Here is a 17,336-nt window from a genome sequence, read left to right on the forward strand (position 1 = left end):
CGAGCACGCCCAGGGCGACCAGAGCACTTCCCGTACCCGTCAGGGCGGGGACCAGTCCGCTGCCGGTCACCGGCAGAGTTCCTGGCTGGTCGCTCTCGTGGTCCCTTCCGTGGTCGGGCGGACCGGGCGGTCCAGGTGGTGCGGGAGGGCCGGGCGGCCCGGGCGGGCCGGGAACGCCAGGGGCGCCTGGAGCGCCGGGGGCGCCTGGAGCGCCTGGTGCGCCGGGGCTGCCGGGTGCGCCGGGACTACCGGGTGCGCCGGGAGCGCCGGGTGCGCCGGGAGCGCCTGGTGCACCGGGGCTGCCTGACGCACCTGGACTGCCGGGTGCGCCGGGTGCGCCTGGCGCGCCGGGGCTACCAGGGGCACCGGGGCTACCAGGGGCACCGGGGCTACCAGGGGCACCGGGGCTGCCGGGTGCGCCGGGGCTGCCGGGTGCGCCGGGGCTGCCGGGTGCGCCGGGGCTGCCGGGTGCGCCGGGGGTCCCGGGTGCGCCGGGGGTCCCGGGCGCACCTGGGGTGCCAGGAGGGCCGGACGGGCCGGGTGGGCCGGATGGGCCGGGCGGGCCAGTTGGGCCAGGCGGACCGGGCGGAGCCGCGCAGAAGGGTGCGGAGATGACGTTGGTGTCGAGCGTGATGGCGGCGGTTCGAGCAAGCGCGCGGCCCTGGAGAGTCGCACCCGTGGCCATCGTGATCGACGCCTGAGCCATGGCGGTGCCCACCATGGTGGTGCCGGTGCCGATCGTCGCCGAGCTGCCGATCTTCCAGAAGACGTTGCAGGCCGAAGCGCCGTTGATCAGAACCACGCTGCTGCTCGACGCTGTCGTCAACGCGGAATCGATCTGGAAGATGAAGACGGCCGCTGGGTCGCCCTGGCCGTTGAGCGTCAACACCCCGGTCAGCTGCGCGGCGCCCACCCGGTACACCCCGGGGTTGAGCGTGTTACCGCCCAGCTCCGAGGGGATGACGGTGAACGGGGTTCGACCGGCGGCGTCGTTGTAGGCGGTGGTCAGGTCGTTCTGGGCCTGGAGGGCGGCCGCGTCGCCGAGGTGGATCTCACCACCGATGGTTGCCGTTCCGAAGCCGGTCGCGGTGGTTCCGGGGAACCGCCCGAGACTCTGGCCCAGGAAGCTCGGCCCGGTGTTGGTGGGCTGGGCCCCGGCCAGGACGGAGAACGTCTCTGCCGTGCCCAGGCCCACCGGCGCGTCGGCCGCGCTGGCCGCGGACGAGGTGAGAAGCAAGCTGGCGGCCACTGCGACAGCTGCGGAGGCTCCCAGCGCTGGCAGGACCACCCGTCGATAGCGATGTTTGGCTGTAGCTGTCACAGAACACCCTCCGTGAGTACTGCTCGCAGGGGCGTCTGGTGGTCGCGCCCTGCCTGGAACGGCCAAGATGGAGCACCAACTTGGCGCAGACCACCACATCACGTCGGCATGGCCTAAGTGTTCAAAACGGGACAAATGCGGTACGGTCGGCGCGAGTATGTCAACCTTCGCGACGTCGGCGCCGGTCATCTGTCCACTGGGTCGCCCCGGCCGGCCGGCGTACTGCGAAAGAAGTTCGACTTACCGAATGTGTCCACTGGCCGGTCTGGTCGCACGACCGCGGACGCACGGTGCGGACGGGCTGTTGCTGGTGGCCGGGAACCGGAACCGATGCAACTCGTCCACGACGAACCCGGCCGCGCCGATGGCGGCGGCGGTGTCCCGGCCGGTGTGGCAGCCGGCGAAGAGTTTCGGCCACAGTGTCGCGTCGACCACCCGCTGGAGTCGACGCAGGCCGCCGGGCTGCTCGGCGGCGACGTGCTCGAAGAAGCGCAGGTCACCGCCGGCGCGCAGCACCCGGTGGATCTCGGTGAGGGCACCTGGTTGGTCCGGCACGGTGCACAACACCAGCGCGACCACGGCCGCGTCGAACTCGCCGTCGCCGGCGGGCAGTGCCTCGGCCAGGCCGTCGACGACGGTGACCGGCACCGGCGCGGTCCGCGCCGCCCGGACGGCGGCGGCGCGCAGGCGTGGTTCCGGCTCGACCGCGACGACCTCGGTGACCGTGGCCGGGTAGTGTCCGAACATGAGTCCGTTGCCGGCGCCGATCTCGATCACCCGGCCGGAGAGTCCGACGACCAGGTCCCGGCGATGCTCCGCGACGCCGGCGCGGTCCATGGCGACGCTGAGTCGCTCATAGAACCGGGCGAAGACTGGGTGGGATGCCGCAGCCACGTCGACCTCCAGATGCGATCGGATGTCCGCCGCGGCGACCGGCCCGGCCGTTACGACCGCCCCGCCGGCAGCCACGGCGCGGAGGCCGGAGCCGTCGGCCCGCGGAGGCGGGCCACCAGTTCGCGTACCGCCGCGGTGAACTGCTGGTCGGCCTCGCACGGCCAGTGTCCCTGAATCGGTGCCGGGACGCTGTCGCCGGGCGGCGCCACCACGTTCGGGGGATCTCGCAGGCGGCGGTCCACCGTCGCGGCCGGTCCGCCCGTCGTGGTCGGCACGGCTGCCCGGTGGGCAGAGAAGATCCAGCCGCCGATCGCGTCGGTGTCGCGCCACAGGTTCACCCAGCGCCAGCCGACCCTGCGCCCGACCTCGTGCAGCACCTCGTCGTCGATGTAGGCGGGGAAGAGGCGGGCGTAGAGCCGGCGCAGCGGCGATCCGTAGGTGAGCAGCGCGACCCGGCCGCTGACCTGGGGCGGCAATTGGAGCACCGTGGCGGCGAGCAGGACCGAACCGTGGCTGTGCCCGGTGAGCAGCACCGCGTTGCCACTCTTGACCAGATAGGTGATACGTCGGGTCAGCTCCGGCACGGCCCGTTCGGCATAGCAGGGCGGTGCGAACGGGTGGGCGGCCCGGGGCCAGAAGGTGCCCAGGTCCCACAGCACCCCGACGTGCCGCCGGAACCCGACCGTGCGGTAGGCGAACACCCCGCCGATGATCAGGCCCAGGATGATCGCCGCGATCACCCAGCTGCCGAACGCGATCCCGAAGGTGACCAGGCCGGCCGGCACCCCGAGATTCCGTTCGAGCACGTCACCCGGGAACAGGTCCAGCAGGCCGAGGGTGGTGCCGGCGGTGGCGGCACCCGCCAGACAGCCGTAGACCACGGCGAGCGGTACCAGCATCTCGGTGAACCGGGCGCGGGCGATCGCCTGCCGTATCTGCCGTAGCCGAGGTTCGGCCTCCGCCGGGGGGTCCGGGTAGTCGCGCGCGACGATGGCTGCCGCGGCGCGGTACCGGCGGCGGCGGGAGAACAGGGTCGCCAGCCCCGCGACGATCAACGTGATCAGTACGGCCCGGAAGAAGCCGAAGATCGCCCAGATGTACGCCCGCGCCGGGCCGGTGGCGATGCCCTCCCCGGTCGGCGTGTCGCGGTCCAGGAAATCCGCCACCCGGAAGACCAGCTCGGCGGAGAACGCGACGGCCAGACTGATCGCCGTGGCCGCGATCACCAGCGCTCCCAGGCCGAAGAGCGGCGTACCGTCCGGCTGCCGGTCCCGGCGCCAGAGCAGCGTCGCCCCAAGGGCGGCCAGCAGCATCGTCTGCGTGACGAACAGCCAGGCGAGGATCGCGTCGTAGCCGGGCAGGGCGGCCCCCCGGTCCCAGGATGGCCCGCTGGTCAGGACGTGGGCCAGGACCGCGATGGTCAGGACGATGGCGATCGTCCGCAGCGTGCTGGGGATCCGGTCCAACCGTCGGTCGGTGGCGACCCGGTCGATCAGTGGGGGCGTACAGAGCAGGACCACACAGGTGGCCAGGAGCGTCCCGCCGATGACGGCCAACGCGATCGTGCCGGCCGAGGCGCCGGTCGAGGCCCGAGCGGCGAGCAGGGTGACGTCCAGCGTCGCGAACGCCGCCGCGACGTGGACGGAGCGCAGCCGACCCACCAGCGGCTCGGCGTCCCACTGGCCGACCGCGCTGAGCCGATGGCCGGAGACACCTGCCTCGGGGGCGCGAAACGCGTTGAACGCCCTGCCCGGGCGCGTGCTGAGCCGCCAGATCAGGCCGATGGCCGCCACCGGTATCAGCGCGAGCACCGCCATCCGCAGCCCGGGCGGTTGCCCACCCAGCCAGGACAACCAACTGCGTCCGGCCAGGCAGCGCGACGAGGCCAGGCACTTCCAGGCAACCAGGTCCAGCGCGACGCCGCAGACCGCGAGCACGTACAGCGCGGTGAGGGTGAGGGCCAGCACCCGGCACAGGCACCGGATCACGGTTTCGGAGCCACGATTCACCGGGCGCATCCAGATCGCCACGTTGACCAGCATGAACGGCAGCAGGAACACCAGCGACAGCGTCCGCACCACCGATCCGGCGGGCAGATCACCCCAGCGGTACGCCTCCAGCGTCACGCCCGTGACGTCGCGGCCGTCCGAGTGCCGGGGGCGGGGCCGGTAGAACCCCCCGCTGCGGTCGCCCGCGACCTGCGCGATCTGCTGTACGTCCAACACCTGGCCGGCGCTCGCGCCGGAGATGCCGTGCACCCGGAGCTCCACCACGTCGTCGGGCGTCCCCGGCCCGCTCAACCGCGCTGATCCATCCCACATCGCCCCCCGCATGGCAGACCCGGGTCTACCCCGCACGGGCAGGCCCAACCGTCCCGCCGCCTGCCTGCGGTAGGCGCGCGTGGCGGTCGGTGCCGCGCCGGACGCGGGTCGACTTTCGGGACGCAGGACTGATCCGGTCGGGGCTGGGTAGGCGTCGCCATGGTCGCTGCCGGTCGGCACGAGGCGGACGGGCGCGCGCCGACCCGCGCGGACGACCGTGAGCATGCCGGCCGGGCGGCAACCGCCGCCCGGCTCCGCGATCGTGCGGTGGCCACGCTGCGGGACCGCCTGCTTCGGGTACGCGGTGGCCTGGGCCTCGCCGCGCAGGCCGGCCTGGCCGCGGCGCTGTCCTGGCTGGTGGTGCACGAGGTGTTGCACGTGTCGCAGCCGGTGTTCGCGCCGATCTCCGCGGTCTCGACCCTCGCGGCGTCGGTCGGCCAACGCCTGCGCCGCACCATCGAGCTGATCATCGGCGTCACCGTCGGAGTGGTGATCGGTGACCTGCTGCTCACGCTGATCGGCACCGGCTGGTGGCAGCTCTCCCTGATCGTCATCCTGGCGATCGCCGTGGCGTTGTTCCTCGTCGGCAGCGCGCCGGTGGTGATCCAGGCCGGCGCGACCGCGGTGCTCATCGCCACGCTCAGCCCGTCCGTTCGGGACCTGGAGATCCCCCGGTTCGTGGATGCCCTGGTGGGGGGAGCGGTGGCCCTGATCGTCACCGCCGTGCTGCTGCCGCTGAATCCGCTGCGAGTGCTCAACCGGGCCGCGAAGCCGGCACTGGCCCTGCTCATCGCCCAGCTCGACGCCACGTCCAGCGCGTTGACGGCGGGTGACGCCGGCCGAGCGCGTACCGCCCGCGACGAACTGCGGCAGAACCAGGACGAGGTGAAGGCTTTCATCGAGGCGACCCAGGGTGCCCGGGAGGCCAGCACCCTGTCGCCGGTGCACTGGCACGAGCGGCACGGGCCGGTGGGCCGGTACGCGCATGCGGCGGAGCCGATCGAGCGTGCGATGCGTAACAGCGGAACGTTGATTCGCCGGGCGGTGACTCTGATCGAGGACGGTGAGCCGATTCCGGCACAGCTGCCGAGGGCGGTGTCGGCCCTGGCCGAGGCCGTCCGGCTGCTCAAGAGGGAGTTCGCCGACGGCGACGAACCGGACCGGGCGCGGGCGCAGGCCCTGCGGGCGGTCAGCGCGGCCGGCGACGCCTACCGGGCGGGGGTGGGCTTCTCCGGTGCCGTCGTGGTCGCCCAGGTCCGTACCACGGCCAGCGACCTGTTGGTGGCCGCCGGGCTGACCCAGGAGGACGCCAACCGCCTGGTGCGGCGCTCCTTCGGCGAGTTGAAGCCTCCTTCCGGGTGATCGACTCGGTTGATCCACTCCGCATCCCCGCCGTCGTGGTGTCCACCCCCTCGACCCGGCGACAGCGGCGAGGCTCCGCCCGCGCACCCGCACGGGACGTTACGGATCTGTTGCGCCCTGATGTCTTGACGCCCTTGGATGTGAGCGTTAACACTGAGCCCGTCAACGGTGGAGGTGGACATGACTCATGTGGACGGAGCCGGCGACCGCTACGTCGTCGGTGTCGACTTCGGCACCCTGTCCGGCCGAGCCCTGGTGGTCCGGGTCGGTGATGGCGTCGAACTGGGGACCGCGGTGCACGAGTACCACGACGGAGTGCTCAGCTCGGCCCTTCCCACCGGCCGCCCGTTGCCACCGGACTGGGCCCTGCAGAATCCGGACGACTACCGGGACGTGCTCCGACATGCGGTCCCGGCAGCCGTGTCCGCCTCCGGGGTGGACCCCGCCGCGATCGTCGGCATCGGCATCGACTTCACCGCCTGCACCGTCCTGCCGGCGTCCGCCGACGGCACTCCGCTCTGCGAGGTGCCCGAGCTGCGCGACCGTCCACACTCCTGGGTCAAGTTGTGGAAACATCACGCCGCCCAGCCGCACGCCGACCGGATCAACGCTCTGGCCCACGACCGGGCCGAGCCGTGGATCGGTCGGTACGGGGGCAAGATCTCCGCCGAGTGGCAGTTCGCCAAGGGCCTGCAGATCCTTGAGGAGGACCCCGAGGTCTACCACCGGGCCGAGCGCTTCATCGAGGCCGCGGACTGGATCGTCTGGCAGTTGTGCGGCGTCGAGACGCGCAACGTGTGCACCGCCGGCTACAAGGGCATCCGGCAGGACGGCCGGTACCCGTCGGAGAGCTTCCTGACCGCGCTCAACCCGGCGTTCGGTGACTTCGTGGGCAAGCTGGACGGCCCGCTGCTGCCGCTCGGCGCCCGCGCCGGCACGCTCAGCGCCCGGGCCGCTTCGTGGACCGGCCTGCCGGAGGGGATCGCGGTGGCCGTCGGCAACGTCGACGCACACGTCACGGCGGCCGCCGCGCAGGCCGTACGACCCGGTCGGCTGGTGGCGATCATGGGCACCTCCACCTGCCACGTGGTCAACGGCAGCAGTCTCGCCGAGGTGGCCGGGATGTGTGGCGTCGTCGACGGGGGCATCAGCCCCGGCGCCTGGGGCTACGAGGCCGGGCAGAGCGGGGTGGGCGACATCTTCGGCTGGTTCGTCGAGCACGCGGCCCCGGCCGGGGTCGCCTCGCACGAACGCCTCACCGAGTTGGCCGCGGGTCAGCCCGTCGGCGCGCACGGCCTGGTCGCCCTGGACTGGTGGAACGGCAACCGCTCGCTGCTGGTCAACCACGACCTCAGCGGGCTGATCGTCGGAATGACCCTGGCCACCCGTGCGCAGGACGTCTACCGCGCACTGCTGGAGTCGACGGCGTACGGCACGCGGATGATCATCGAGGCGTTCGTCGACGCCGGGGTCGCGGTGGACGACCTGGTGGTCGCCGGCGGTCTCACCTCCAACGAGTTCCTCATGCAGATCTACGCCGACGTGACCAACCGGCCGCTGGGCATCATCGGCTCGGCGCAGGGGCCGGCACTCGGCTCGGCGATCCACGCCGCCGTCGCCGCCGGCGCGTACCCCTCGATTGACGAGGCGTCGCAGGCGATGGGCCGGGTCGACGAGGCCGTGTACCGACCGGATCCCGACCGGGCGCGCGCGTACGACGCCCTCTACGCCGAGTACCGGACGCTGCACGACCACTTCGGCCGCGGGGACAACGACGTCATGCTCCGCCTGCGCGCGATCCGGAACGCGGCGGTCGAGTCCGCCGCTGCCGCCCACGAGACCACGCTGGAGACGGTCGGATGAACGTCGAGCTGACCCGACAGGTGCGCGAGCTGCGCGAGACGGTCGCCCGCCTGCACGCCGAGTTGACCCGCTACGGCCTGGTGGCCTGGACGGCCGGCAACATCTCCGCGCGGGTCCCCGGTCAGAAGCTGATGGTGATCAAGCCCAGCGGCGTCGGCTACGACGACCTCTCGGCCGAGACCATGGTGGTCTGCGATCTCGACGGGGTCCTGGTCGAGGGCGACCTCGCGCCGTCCAGCGACACGGCCGCCCACGCCTACGTCTACCGGGCCATGCCGGAGGTCGGCGGGGTGGTGCACACCCACAGCTCGTACGCCACCGCCTGGGCGGCCCGTGGGGAGCCGATCCCCTGCCAGTTGACGGCGCAGGCCGACGAGTTCGGCGGGGAGATCCCGGTGGGCCCGTTCGCGCTGATCGGTGGCGACGACATCGGCAAGGGCATCGTCACCACGCTCGCCGGGCACCGCTCACCCGCGGTGCTGATGCGCAACCACGGCGTGTTCACCATCGGCCGCGACGCCCGCGCGGCCGTCAAGGCCGCGGTCATGTGCGAGGACGTCGCCCGTACCGCGCACCTGGCTCGTGCACTCGGCGCGCCGGCGCCGATCGCGCAGGCCGACATCGATGCGCTCTACCACCGCTACCAGAACGTCTACGGCCAACCACACCCAGCCAAGGAGACCCGATGAGAAAGATGCGATCGCCCTCCGCTCCGTGGCGCGCCGCCGCGCTCCTCGCCACCGTGCTGCTCGTCAGCAGCGCGACGGCCTGCGGCAACAGCGACACCGGCGGGTCCGCCGCCGACGACGGCAAGCTCACGCTCGGCTTCTCCCAGGTCGGTGCGGAGAGCGGCTGGCGTACCGCGAACACCATCTCGATCAAGGATTCCGCCGCCGCCGCGGGCATCGAGTTGAAGTTCGACGACGCACAGCAGAAGCAGGAGAACCAGATCAAGGCGATCCGCAACTTCATCCAGCAGAAGGTCGACGTGATCGCCTTCTCGCCGGTGGTGGAGTCCGGATGGGACACCGTGCTCAAGGAGGCCAAGGACGCCGGCATTCCGGTCATCCTGACCGACCGCTCGGTCGACTCGGCCGACAAGTCGCTCTACAAGACCTTCCTCGGCTCGGACTTCGTGAAGGAGGGCCGCCTGTCCGGGGAGTGGCTGATCGCGAACGCCAAGACCACCTCCGGGCCGGTGAACATCGTCGAGTTGCAGGGCACCACCGGTTCGGCTCCGGCCAACGACCGCAAGAAGGGCTTCGCCGAGGCGATCGCCGCCAACCCCAACCTGAAGATCGTCGCCTCCCAGTCGGGCGACTTCACCCGGGCCGGCGGTAAGCAGGTCATGGAGCAGTTCCTCAAGGCCAACACGAAGATCGACGTCCTGTTCGCGCACAACGACGACATGGGCCTGGGCGCCCTCGAGGCGATCACCGCCGCCGGCAAGGTGCCCGGCAAGGACATCACCATCATCACGGTCGACGCCGTCAAGGACGGCATGCAGGCCCTCGCCGACGGCAAGTTCAACTTCATCGCCGAGTGCAGCCCGCTGCTCGGCCCACAGCTGATGGACCTGGCCAAGAAGGTCGACGCCGGCCAGGAGGTGCCGGCCCGGATCGAGACCGAGGAGACCACCTTCACGCAGGCGCAGGCCAAGGAGGCACTGCCCAACCGCAAGTACTGACCGACGCCGGGGTCGCCGCGCTCGCGTGGCGGCCCCGTCGCGCCGCCGATAATCCAGAAGAGGTCTGGTGGGATGACGGATAGTCGTCCGGTCCTGACGATGACCGGGATCAGCAAGTCCTTCCCCGGGGTGCGGGCACTCGACAACGTCGACTTCCGGCTCTTCCCCGGCGAGGTGCACGCCCTGATGGGCGAGAACGGCGCCGGCAAGTCGACCCTGATCAAGGTGTTGACCGGCGTCTACGACACCGACGAGGGCGCGGTCACCCTCGATGGTGCGCAGGTGGCCTTCAGCGGGCCGATGCAGGCGACCGCGGCCGGGGTGAGCACCGTCTACCAGGAGGTCAACCTCTGCGCCAACCTCTCGGTGGCGGAGAACATCTTCATCGGGCGTGAGCCCCGTCGACTCGGCGCCGTCCGCTGGGGCGAGGTCCGCCGCCGCGCCCGCGCGCTGCTGTCCCGCCTCGACCTCGACCTCGACGTCAGCGCGCCGCTCGGGACGTACTCCCTGGCCGTTCAGCAGATGGTCGCCATCGCCCGCGCGATCGACATCCGGGCCCAGGTGCTGATCCTGGACGAGCCGACCTCCAGCCTCGACGCCGGCGAGGTCGCGCAGCTGTTCCGGATCATGGGCAACCTGCGCGACGAGGGCATCGCGATCCTGTTCGTGACCCACTTCCTGGACCAGGCGTACGGCATCGCCGACCGGATCACCGTGCTGCGCAACGGCCGGCTGGTCGGCGAGTACCCGACCGTCGAACTGCCCCAGCTCACCCTCGTCGAGAAGATGATCGGCAAGGAACTCGACGTGCTCGAGGGCATCGAGGAGCACTCCCGGCGGGACGTGGCCGCACGGGAGGAGGGGACACCGCTCGTGGCGGCGTCCGGCCTCGGCCGAACGGGAGCCGTCGAGCCGTTCAGCCTCACCATCCACGCCGGGGAGGTGGTCGGCCTGGCCGGTCTGCTGGGCTCCGGGCGTACCGAGGTGGCCCGGCTCCTGTTCGGTGCGGACCGGGCGGACCGCGGGCAGGTCGCGGTGGACGGCGAGTCGAGTGGCCTGCGTACCCCCGCGCAGGCCATCGACCACGGCATCGGCTTCTGCTCGGAGGACCGCCGTGCCGAGGGCATCGTCGCCGACCTGTCGGTCCGCGAGAACATGATCCTCGCCATGCAGGCCGCCCGGGGCTGGCTTCGACCCATTCCGCGCCGCCGCCAGGACGAGCTGGTCGAGAGGTACGTCAAGGCCCTGAGCATCCGGCCCGCCGACCCGGACGTGCCGGTCCGCAACCTCTCCGGTGGCAACCAACAGAAGGTGCTCCTGGCCCGGTGGCTGATCACCGAGCCACGGCTGCTGATCCTCGACGAACCCACCCGGGGCATCGACATCGGCGCGAAGACCGAGATCCAGAGGCTCGTGACGCAACTGTCCGACGGCGGCACGGCCGTGTTGTTCATCTCCGCCGAGCTGGAGGAGGTGCTCCGGCTCAGCCACAAGGTGGCCGTGATGCGGGACCGGCAGATGGTCGCGCAACTCGCCAACGACGACGGCTTCGACGCCGATCGCGTCATGCAGACCATCGCGAGCGGATCCCACCGGGAGGAGGCAGACCGATGAACGCCACGCTGGGCCGTTACCGGGCGATGACCGGTCACCGACTGTTCTGGCCCGTCGCCGTCCTCGTGATCATGTTCGCCGCGAACACGATCTACCGACCGGGGTTCCTGTCCGTCGAGGTCAAGGACGGGCACCTGTACGGCACCCCGATCGACATCCTGCGGCTGAGCGCTCCGCTGATCCTGGTGGCGCTGGGCATGACGGTCGTCATCTCGACCGGGGGCATCGACCTGTCGGTCGGCTCGGTCTGCGCGATCAGCGGCGCGACGGCCTGCCTCTACATCAGCCAACAGCCCGACCAGAACAGCCTCTCCGTGGTGCTGACCGCGCTGGCCATGGCGCTCGGGGTCGCGCTCGTGCTCGGTGCCTGGAACGGGGTGCTGGTCGCGGTCATCGGCATCCAGCCGATCATCGCCACGCTGATCCTGATGGTGGCCGGGCGCGGGCTCGCGCAGCTCATCACCGAGGGGCAGATCATCACGATCAACTCCGGGCCGTACCGGGCGATCGGGCTGGGCCACATCCTGACCCTGCCACTGGCCATCCTCATCGCGCTGGTGGCGGCGTTGCTCGTCGCCGCGTTCACCCGCCGTACCGCGCTCGGAATGATCATCGAGTCGGTCGGTGGCAACGCCGAGGCCAGCCGGTTGGCCGGCATCCGCTCCGGCCGGGTCATCTTCCTCGCGTACGTGCTCAGCGCCGGCTGCGCCGCGATCGCCGGCTTCATGATGACGGCCAACGTCTCCAGTGCCGACGGCAACGCCGCGGGTCTCTGGGTGGAACTCGACGCCATCCTCGCGGTCGTCATCGGCGGCACGTCCCTCGCGGGCGGTCGGTTCTTCCTCAGCGGCACCGTCCTCGGCGCGCTGATCATCCAGACCCTCACCACCACGGTGTACGCCATGAACATCTCGCCGCAGACCTCGCTGCTGTTCAAAGCGGTCGTCGTCATCGCCGTCTGCCTCGTCCAGGCGCCCGCCTTCCGCGCCCGGTTCAGCCGCCGCCGGACCGGTGCCCCGCCGCCCACCACCGTCCCCGACCAGCCGAAGGAGCAGGTGCCGGCATGACCACTGGATCGCTCACCGCCGGTCGTCGGTGGACGGCCCGGCTGCCGAGGCGGCAGGTGCCGGTCCTGGCCACGCTCGCCCTGTTGCTGGTCATGTACGGCATCGGCGTCTCGCAGTACCGGGCGTTCTCCAACGTGCAGGTCATCTTCAACGTCTTCATCGACAACGGCTTCCTGCTCGTCGTCGCGGTGGGGATGACCTTCGTGATCCTCACCGGCGGCATCGACCTGTCGGTCGGATCCGTCGTCGCCATGACGGCGATGGTGTCGGCGGCCCTGTTGCAGCAGGGCCTCCCGGCGGCGCTGGTGCTGGTCATCGCCCTGGCCATCGGCCCGACACTCGGCCTGCTGATGGGCTGCGCCATCCACTTCTTCGAGATCCAACCGTTCATCGTCACGCTCGCCGGGATGTTCTTCGCCCGCGGCATGTGCACGTTCATCTCCGGCTCGTCCATCCCGATCACCGACGGGTTCTGGACGCGCATGTCGCAGGAGCGGATCGGCGACCCCCGGGGCAACTTCGTCTCGATCAGCGTGCTCATCGCCTTCGTCGTGGTCGTCGTCGCGGCGTACACGCTCGCCTACACCCGACTCGGGCGCAACGTGTACGCCATCGGCGGCAACTCGCAGTCGGCGCTGCTGATGGGCCTGCCGGTGGGGCGTACCCGGATCGCCGTCTACACGATCAGTGGCCTGTGCTCCGCGATCGGCGGAATCCTGTTGTCCTTCTACACCCTCTCCGGTGCGCCACTGATCGGCGTCGGCATGGAGTTGGACGTCATCGCGGCCGTCGTCATCGGCGGCACGGTGCTCACCGGCGGCTCGGGCTACGTCTTCGGCACGGTGCTCGGCGTGCTGGTCCTGGGTGTGATCCAGACCCTCATCACCTTCGACGGGAGCCTCAACTCCTGGTGGACCAAGATCGTTATCGGCGGCCTGCTCTTCGCGTTCATCCTCCTGCAGCGCCTCATCGGAATCCGCTACAAGTGACCGCCCCTCTCGCGGAAGGCAACTCCATGGCACCACGCACCGAACCCGAGATCTGGTTCCTCACCGGCAGCCAGGGCATGTACGGCGAGGAGACTCTCCGGCAGGTCGCCGAGCAGTCCCGGCTGATCGCGGCCGCGCTCGACGACGCGCCGCAGATCCCCGCGCGGGTGGTCTGGAAGCCGGTCCTGACCAGCAGCGGCGAGATCCTCCAGGTCTGCCGGGACGCCGCCGCGCAGGGCGCCATCGGGGTCATCGCGTGGATGCACACCTTCTCCCCGGCGAAGATGTGGATCGCCGGCCTGGACGCTCTGCGCACGCCGCTGCTGCACCTGCACACCCAGGCCAACGTGCTGCTGCCGTGGGACGAGATCGACATGGACTTCATGAACCTCAACCAGGCCGCCCACGGCGACCGCGAGTTCGGGTTCATCCAGACCCGGCTCAACGTGGCCCGCAAGACCGTCGCCGGGCACGTCAGCGACCCCAGGGTGACCGCCCGCGTCGGTGCGTGGGCTCGCGCGGCACGCGGCTGGTCGGCGATGCGGTCGCTGCGCCTGGCCCGCTTCGGCGACAACATGCGCGACGTCGCCGTGACCGAGGGCGACAAGGTCGAGGCCGAGCTGCGCTTCGGCGTCTCGGTCAACACCTACGGCGTCAACGACCTGGTCCAGGTGGTCGGTGAGGTCACCGACGCGCAGGTGGACGACCTGGTCAAGGAGTACGACGACACCTACCGGATCGTCGCCGAGCTGCGGCCGGGGGGTGCGCGGCACGACTCGCTGCGGTACGCGGCCCGCCTGGAGGTCGGCCTACGCGCCTTCCTGGACGCCGGCGGGTTCCGCGCTTTCACCACGAACTTCGAGGATCTCGGTGGCCTGCGGCAGCTCCCCGGCATCGCCGTGCAGCGCCTGATGGCGGACGGCTACGGCTTCGGCGGCGAGGGCGACTGGAAGACCTCCGTCCTGGTCCGGACGCTGAAGGCGATGGCCGTCGGTGTCGACGGCGGCACGTCCTTCATGGAGGACTACACCTACGACCTCACTCCGGGCGAGGAGGTGGTGCTCGGGGCCCACATGCTCGAGGTCTGCCCGACGATCGCGGCGGACGTGCCGACCGCGGAGATCCACCCGTTGAGCATCGGTGGACGGGAGGATCCGGTGCGGCTCGTGTTCGACGCCGCACCCGGTCCGGCGGTGGTGCTCGGGCTGGCGGACATGGGCGAGCGGTTCCGGCTGGTGGCCAACGAGGTCGAGGTGGTGTCCCCACCGCAACCGCTGCGCCGGCTGCCGGTGGCCCGCGCGGTCTGGCGTCCGCGCCCGCACCTGCCCGGCTCGGCCGAGGCGTGGATCACCGCGGGGGCGCCGCACCACACCGTCCTTTCGCAGGCGGTGGGGGTAGAGGAGTTGCACGACCTCGCCGAGATGAGCCGTACCGAACTCGTCGTCATCGACGCCGAAACCGAGCCCCGCCGCTTCGCCAACGAGATCCGTTGGAACCAGGCCTACTACCGGCTCGCCCGCGGCTTCTGAGCATGCCCGGTGGCGGTGTGGCCACGCGTCGTGCCGGCCCGGCCGCGCGCCGGTCCCGGGCATCGGCTGGCGTAGACTGTCGGCCATCCAGCGCTGGTCAGCGGCGGGTCAGCACCGGCGCGGTGGTGGAGCGGGGAGAGCGGCCGGCCGCTCCAGCCGGCGTCGACGGACCGCGGCTTCGGGTACGTGGGCGGGGGGAGTGACATGGCCGTGCACGGCCCTGCGATGACGGATGTCGCCCGTCTGGCCGGTGTCTCCCACCAGACGGTGTCGCGGGTGCTCAACGGGCACCCCAACGTCCGTGAGCAGACCCGGTTGCGGGTGCGCGCGGCGATCGCGGAGCTCGGCTACCGGCCCAACGGAGCGGCGCGCGCGCTGGTGACCGGCCGATCGCAGGTCATCGGAGTGGTCGCGCAGAACACGACGCTGTACGGTCCGGCGTCCCTGCTGGCCGCGTTGGAGCAGACCGCCGCCGCGGAGGGTTTCGCGGTCAGCGTCGGCAGCGTGCGGGACCTCGACCACCGGTCGATCTCGGCCGCGGTCGAGCGGCACCTGTCGCACCGGGTCGCCGGCATCGTCGTCATCGCGCCGGTCGAGTCCGCCGGTGAGGCGCTGGAGCACCTGCCGAAGGACGTCCCGCTGGTCACCGTCGACGGTGATCCGCGCCGTCCGGTGCCGCTGGTGACGGTCGATCAGGTGGCCGGCGCGCGGGCGGCGACGCAGCACCTTCTCGACGCGGGGCACCGCACGGTGTGGCACGTGTCGGGGCCGTCGGACTGGTTCGACAGCGCCGGTCGGATCGAGGGCTGGCGGGACGCGCTGGTGGCCGCGGGGGCGGAGATCCCACCGCTGATGCCGGGGGACTGGTCCGCGGCCTCGGGATACCGGTGTGGGCAGATGCTCGCGCGGATGCCCGAGGTGACCGCGATCTTCACCGCCAACGACCATCTCGCGCTCGGCGTGCTGCGGGCGTTGCACGAGTTCGGTCGGCGCGTGCCGGCCGACATCAGCGTGGTCGGCTTCGACGACGTGCCGGAGGCGGCATACTTCATCCCGCCGTTGACCACCGTCCGGCCGGACTTCGACGCGGTGGCGCGAGCCAGCCTCCAACTGCTCCTGACGCAGATCGAGTCGGGCACCGGTGAGGCGTTGCGCCAGACCATCGCACCGACCCTGGTCTCCCGTGACAGCGTCGCCGCACCGCCCCAGCACTGAGCCCGCGCACCGCCGCACGCCTTCGCAGAGCGCGCGCCGCCGCACGCCTTCGCAGAGCGCGCGCGTCTCCCGCCTTCGCGGATCGCGCTCGATCCAGGATGTAGTGGCCTGCGGCGGCCTTGAGGCCACTGCATCCTGGATCGAGCACGATCACCACCGCGTCCGTCCTGAGCGGACGGATTGGGAGCGCTTCCGTTACGAGACCGTGACACCGGTATTTCCGGAAGAGTGTTGACGGGTGGCTATGTGAGCGCTAACACTACCCGAACGGTGACAGTTGGCCCCGGCGGTCGGCGGGGGAGTCCGGAGAGGAGAAGCCTGTGGGCAGGAGATTTCTGGTTGCTCTCGGCGGCGCGGTGTTGGCGCTGAGCCTGGCGGCGTGCAGTGGCGAGGGTGCGGGCGGCGGTGGTGACACGAGTGACAAGAAGCCCGGCGACCTGACCATCGGCGTCGCGATGCCGACCCAGACCTCGGAGCGGTGGATCGCCGACGGCAAGGCCGTCAAGGAGAAGCTGGAAGCCAAGGGCTACAAGGTCGACCTGCAGTACGCGGGCGACGACATCCCCACCCAGTCGCAGCAGGTCGACCAGATGATCACCCAGGGCGCGGACGTCCTGATCATCGCGGCGATCGACGGCACGGCGCTCAGTGGTCAGTTGCAGGCCGCCGCGGACGCGAAGATCCCGGTCATCGCGTACGACCGGCTGATCCGCGGCAGCAAGAACGTCGACTTCTATGTCAGCTTCGACAACTACAAGGTCGGCGTCGCCCAGGGCACCGGCCTGCTGGTCGGCCTCGGCCTGCTGAACAAGGACGGCTCGAAGGGCACCGCGAAGGGTCCGTTCAACGTCGAGCTCTTCGCCGGGTCGTTGGACGACAACAACACCCAGTACTTCTTCGGCGGTGCCATGGACACGCTGAAGCCCTTCATCGACGCCGGCACCCTGAAGGTGAAGTCGCGGCAGACCAACATCGAGCAGGTGGCGACCCTGCGGTGGCAGCAGGAGACCGCGCAGAAGCGGATGGAGGACCTGCTCACCTCCAGCTACAACGACGGCTCGAAGGTCGACGGGGTCCTGTCGCCGTACGACGGCATCTCCCGGGGCATCATCACCGCGCTGCAGAACGCCGGCTACGGCAAGGCGGGTAAGAAGCTCCCGGCGGTGACCGGCCAGGACGCCGAGATCGCCTCGGTCAAACTGATCAACGATGGCGTGCAGACCTGCACCGTCTTCAAGGACACCCGCCTGCTGGCCGAGCAGGCCGTGAACGCGTCCGAGGCGTTCCTGCAGGACAAGCAGCCACAGGCCAACGACACGCAGACGTACAACAACGGGGTGAAGGTCGTCCCGGCGTACCTGCTGCCGATCGTGACGGTCTACAAGGACGACATCAAGACCGCCCTGATCGACTCCGGTTACTGGACGGCCGAAGAGGTCGCCGCCGGTCAGGCCAAGAACTGACCCGCCTGCCG

At 70.9% G+C, this 17,336-nt stretch carries 13 protein-coding genes and 1 pseudogene; 11 read left to right on the plus strand and 3 right to left on the minus strand.

Annotated features, from left to right (window positions below):
• Positions 1-138 precede the first annotated feature (138 nt).
• Positions 139-615: a hypothetical protein gene (locus ACFQGL_RS08380; protein ID WP_377508416.1), complete on the plus strand. Its 477-nt coding sequence runs from the start codon at positions 139-141 to the stop codon at positions 613-615.
• A 55-nt stretch (positions 616-670) separates the two neighbouring features.
• On the opposite strand, the pseudogene ACFQGL_RS08385 reads toward ACFQGL_RS08380, so the two are convergent.
• The 3 genes and pseudogenes from ACFQGL_RS08385 to ACFQGL_RS08395 form a co-directional block, all read right to left on the minus strand.
• Positions 671-1,510: pseudogene (locus ACFQGL_RS08385) on the minus strand (ice-binding family protein); the annotation flags it as partial.
• A 51-nt stretch (positions 1,511-1,561) separates the two neighbouring features.
• Entirely contained in the window at positions 1,562-2,215 is a 654-nt protein-coding gene (locus ACFQGL_RS08390; RefSeq protein ID WP_377507908.1) for a class I SAM-dependent methyltransferase, read from the minus strand.
• A gap of 50 nt (positions 2,216-2,265) precedes the next feature.
• Positions 2,266-4,515 (minus strand): hypothetical protein, encoded by a 2,250-nt coding sequence (locus ACFQGL_RS08395; protein WP_377507910.1) that lies wholly within the window; start codon positions 4,513-4,515, stop codon positions 2,266-2,268.
• 180 nt (positions 4,516-4,695) lie between these two features.
• On the opposite strand from ACFQGL_RS08395, the gene ACFQGL_RS08400 reads away from it, so the two are divergent.
• The 10 genes from ACFQGL_RS08400 (at position 4,696) to chvE (ending at position 17,325) form a co-directional block, all read left to right on the plus strand.
• Positions 4,696-5,898: an FUSC family protein gene (locus ACFQGL_RS08400; protein WP_377507912.1), complete on the plus strand. Its 1,203-nt coding sequence runs from the start codon at positions 4,696-4,698 to the stop codon at positions 5,896-5,898.
• A gap of 180 nt (positions 5,899-6,078) precedes the next feature.
• Entirely contained in the window at positions 6,079-7,761 is a 1,683-nt protein-coding gene (araB, locus tag ACFQGL_RS08405; RefSeq protein WP_377507914.1) for a ribulokinase, read from the plus strand.
• Entirely contained in the window at positions 7,758-8,450 is a 693-nt protein-coding gene (locus ACFQGL_RS08410; RefSeq protein WP_377507917.1) for an L-ribulose-5-phosphate 4-epimerase, read from the plus strand. Before araB ends, ACFQGL_RS08410 begins: the two co-directional genes overlap by 4 nt.
• On the plus strand, positions 8,447-9,448 hold the full coding sequence (locus ACFQGL_RS08415; RefSeq protein WP_377507920.1) for an ABC transporter substrate-binding protein: 1,002 nt from the start codon (positions 8,447-8,449) through the stop codon (positions 9,446-9,448). Before ACFQGL_RS08410 ends, ACFQGL_RS08415 begins: the two co-directional genes overlap by 4 nt.
• A 72-nt stretch (positions 9,449-9,520) precedes the next feature.
• Entirely contained in the window at positions 9,521-11,062 is a 1,542-nt protein-coding gene (locus ACFQGL_RS08420; RefSeq protein WP_377507923.1) for a sugar ABC transporter ATP-binding protein, read from the plus strand.
• Entirely contained in the window at positions 11,059-12,129 is a 1,071-nt protein-coding gene (locus ACFQGL_RS08425) for an ABC transporter permease (RefSeq protein WP_377507926.1), read from the plus strand. The genes ACFQGL_RS08420 and ACFQGL_RS08425 overlap by 4 nt, the downstream gene beginning before the upstream one ends.
• Positions 12,126-13,118, plus strand: a complete 993-nt coding sequence (gene yjfF, locus ACFQGL_RS08430; RefSeq protein WP_377507929.1) for a galactofuranose ABC transporter, permease protein YjfF — start codon at positions 12,126-12,128, stop codon at positions 13,116-13,118. The genes ACFQGL_RS08425 and yjfF overlap by 4 nt, the downstream gene beginning before the upstream one ends.
• A 26-nt stretch (positions 13,119-13,144) precedes the next feature.
• Positions 13,145-14,647, plus strand: coding sequence for an L-arabinose isomerase (araA, locus tag ACFQGL_RS08435; protein WP_377507932.1), 1,503 nt, complete (start codon positions 13,145-13,147; stop codon positions 14,645-14,647).
• A gap of 225 nt (positions 14,648-14,872) precedes the next feature.
• The gene (locus tag ACFQGL_RS08440; RefSeq protein ID WP_377507935.1) at positions 14,873-15,862 is read left to right on the plus strand and encodes a LacI family DNA-binding transcriptional regulator; all 990 of its coding nucleotides are present in this window, start codon (positions 14,873-14,875) and stop codon (positions 15,860-15,862) included.
• 320 nt (positions 15,863-16,182) lie between these two features.
• Positions 16,183-17,325: a multiple monosaccharide ABC transporter substrate-binding protein gene (gene chvE / locus ACFQGL_RS08445; RefSeq protein ID WP_377507938.1), complete on the plus strand. Its 1,143-nt coding sequence runs from the start codon at positions 16,183-16,185 to the stop codon at positions 17,323-17,325.
• The last annotated feature ends 11 nt before the right edge of the window (positions 17,326-17,336 follow it).

The sequence above is a fragment of the Micromonospora vulcania genome, from assembly GCF_042658605.1.
GTDB classification, from domain to species: domain Bacteria; phylum Actinomycetota; class Actinomycetes; order Mycobacteriales; family Micromonosporaceae; genus Micromonospora; species Micromonospora vulcania.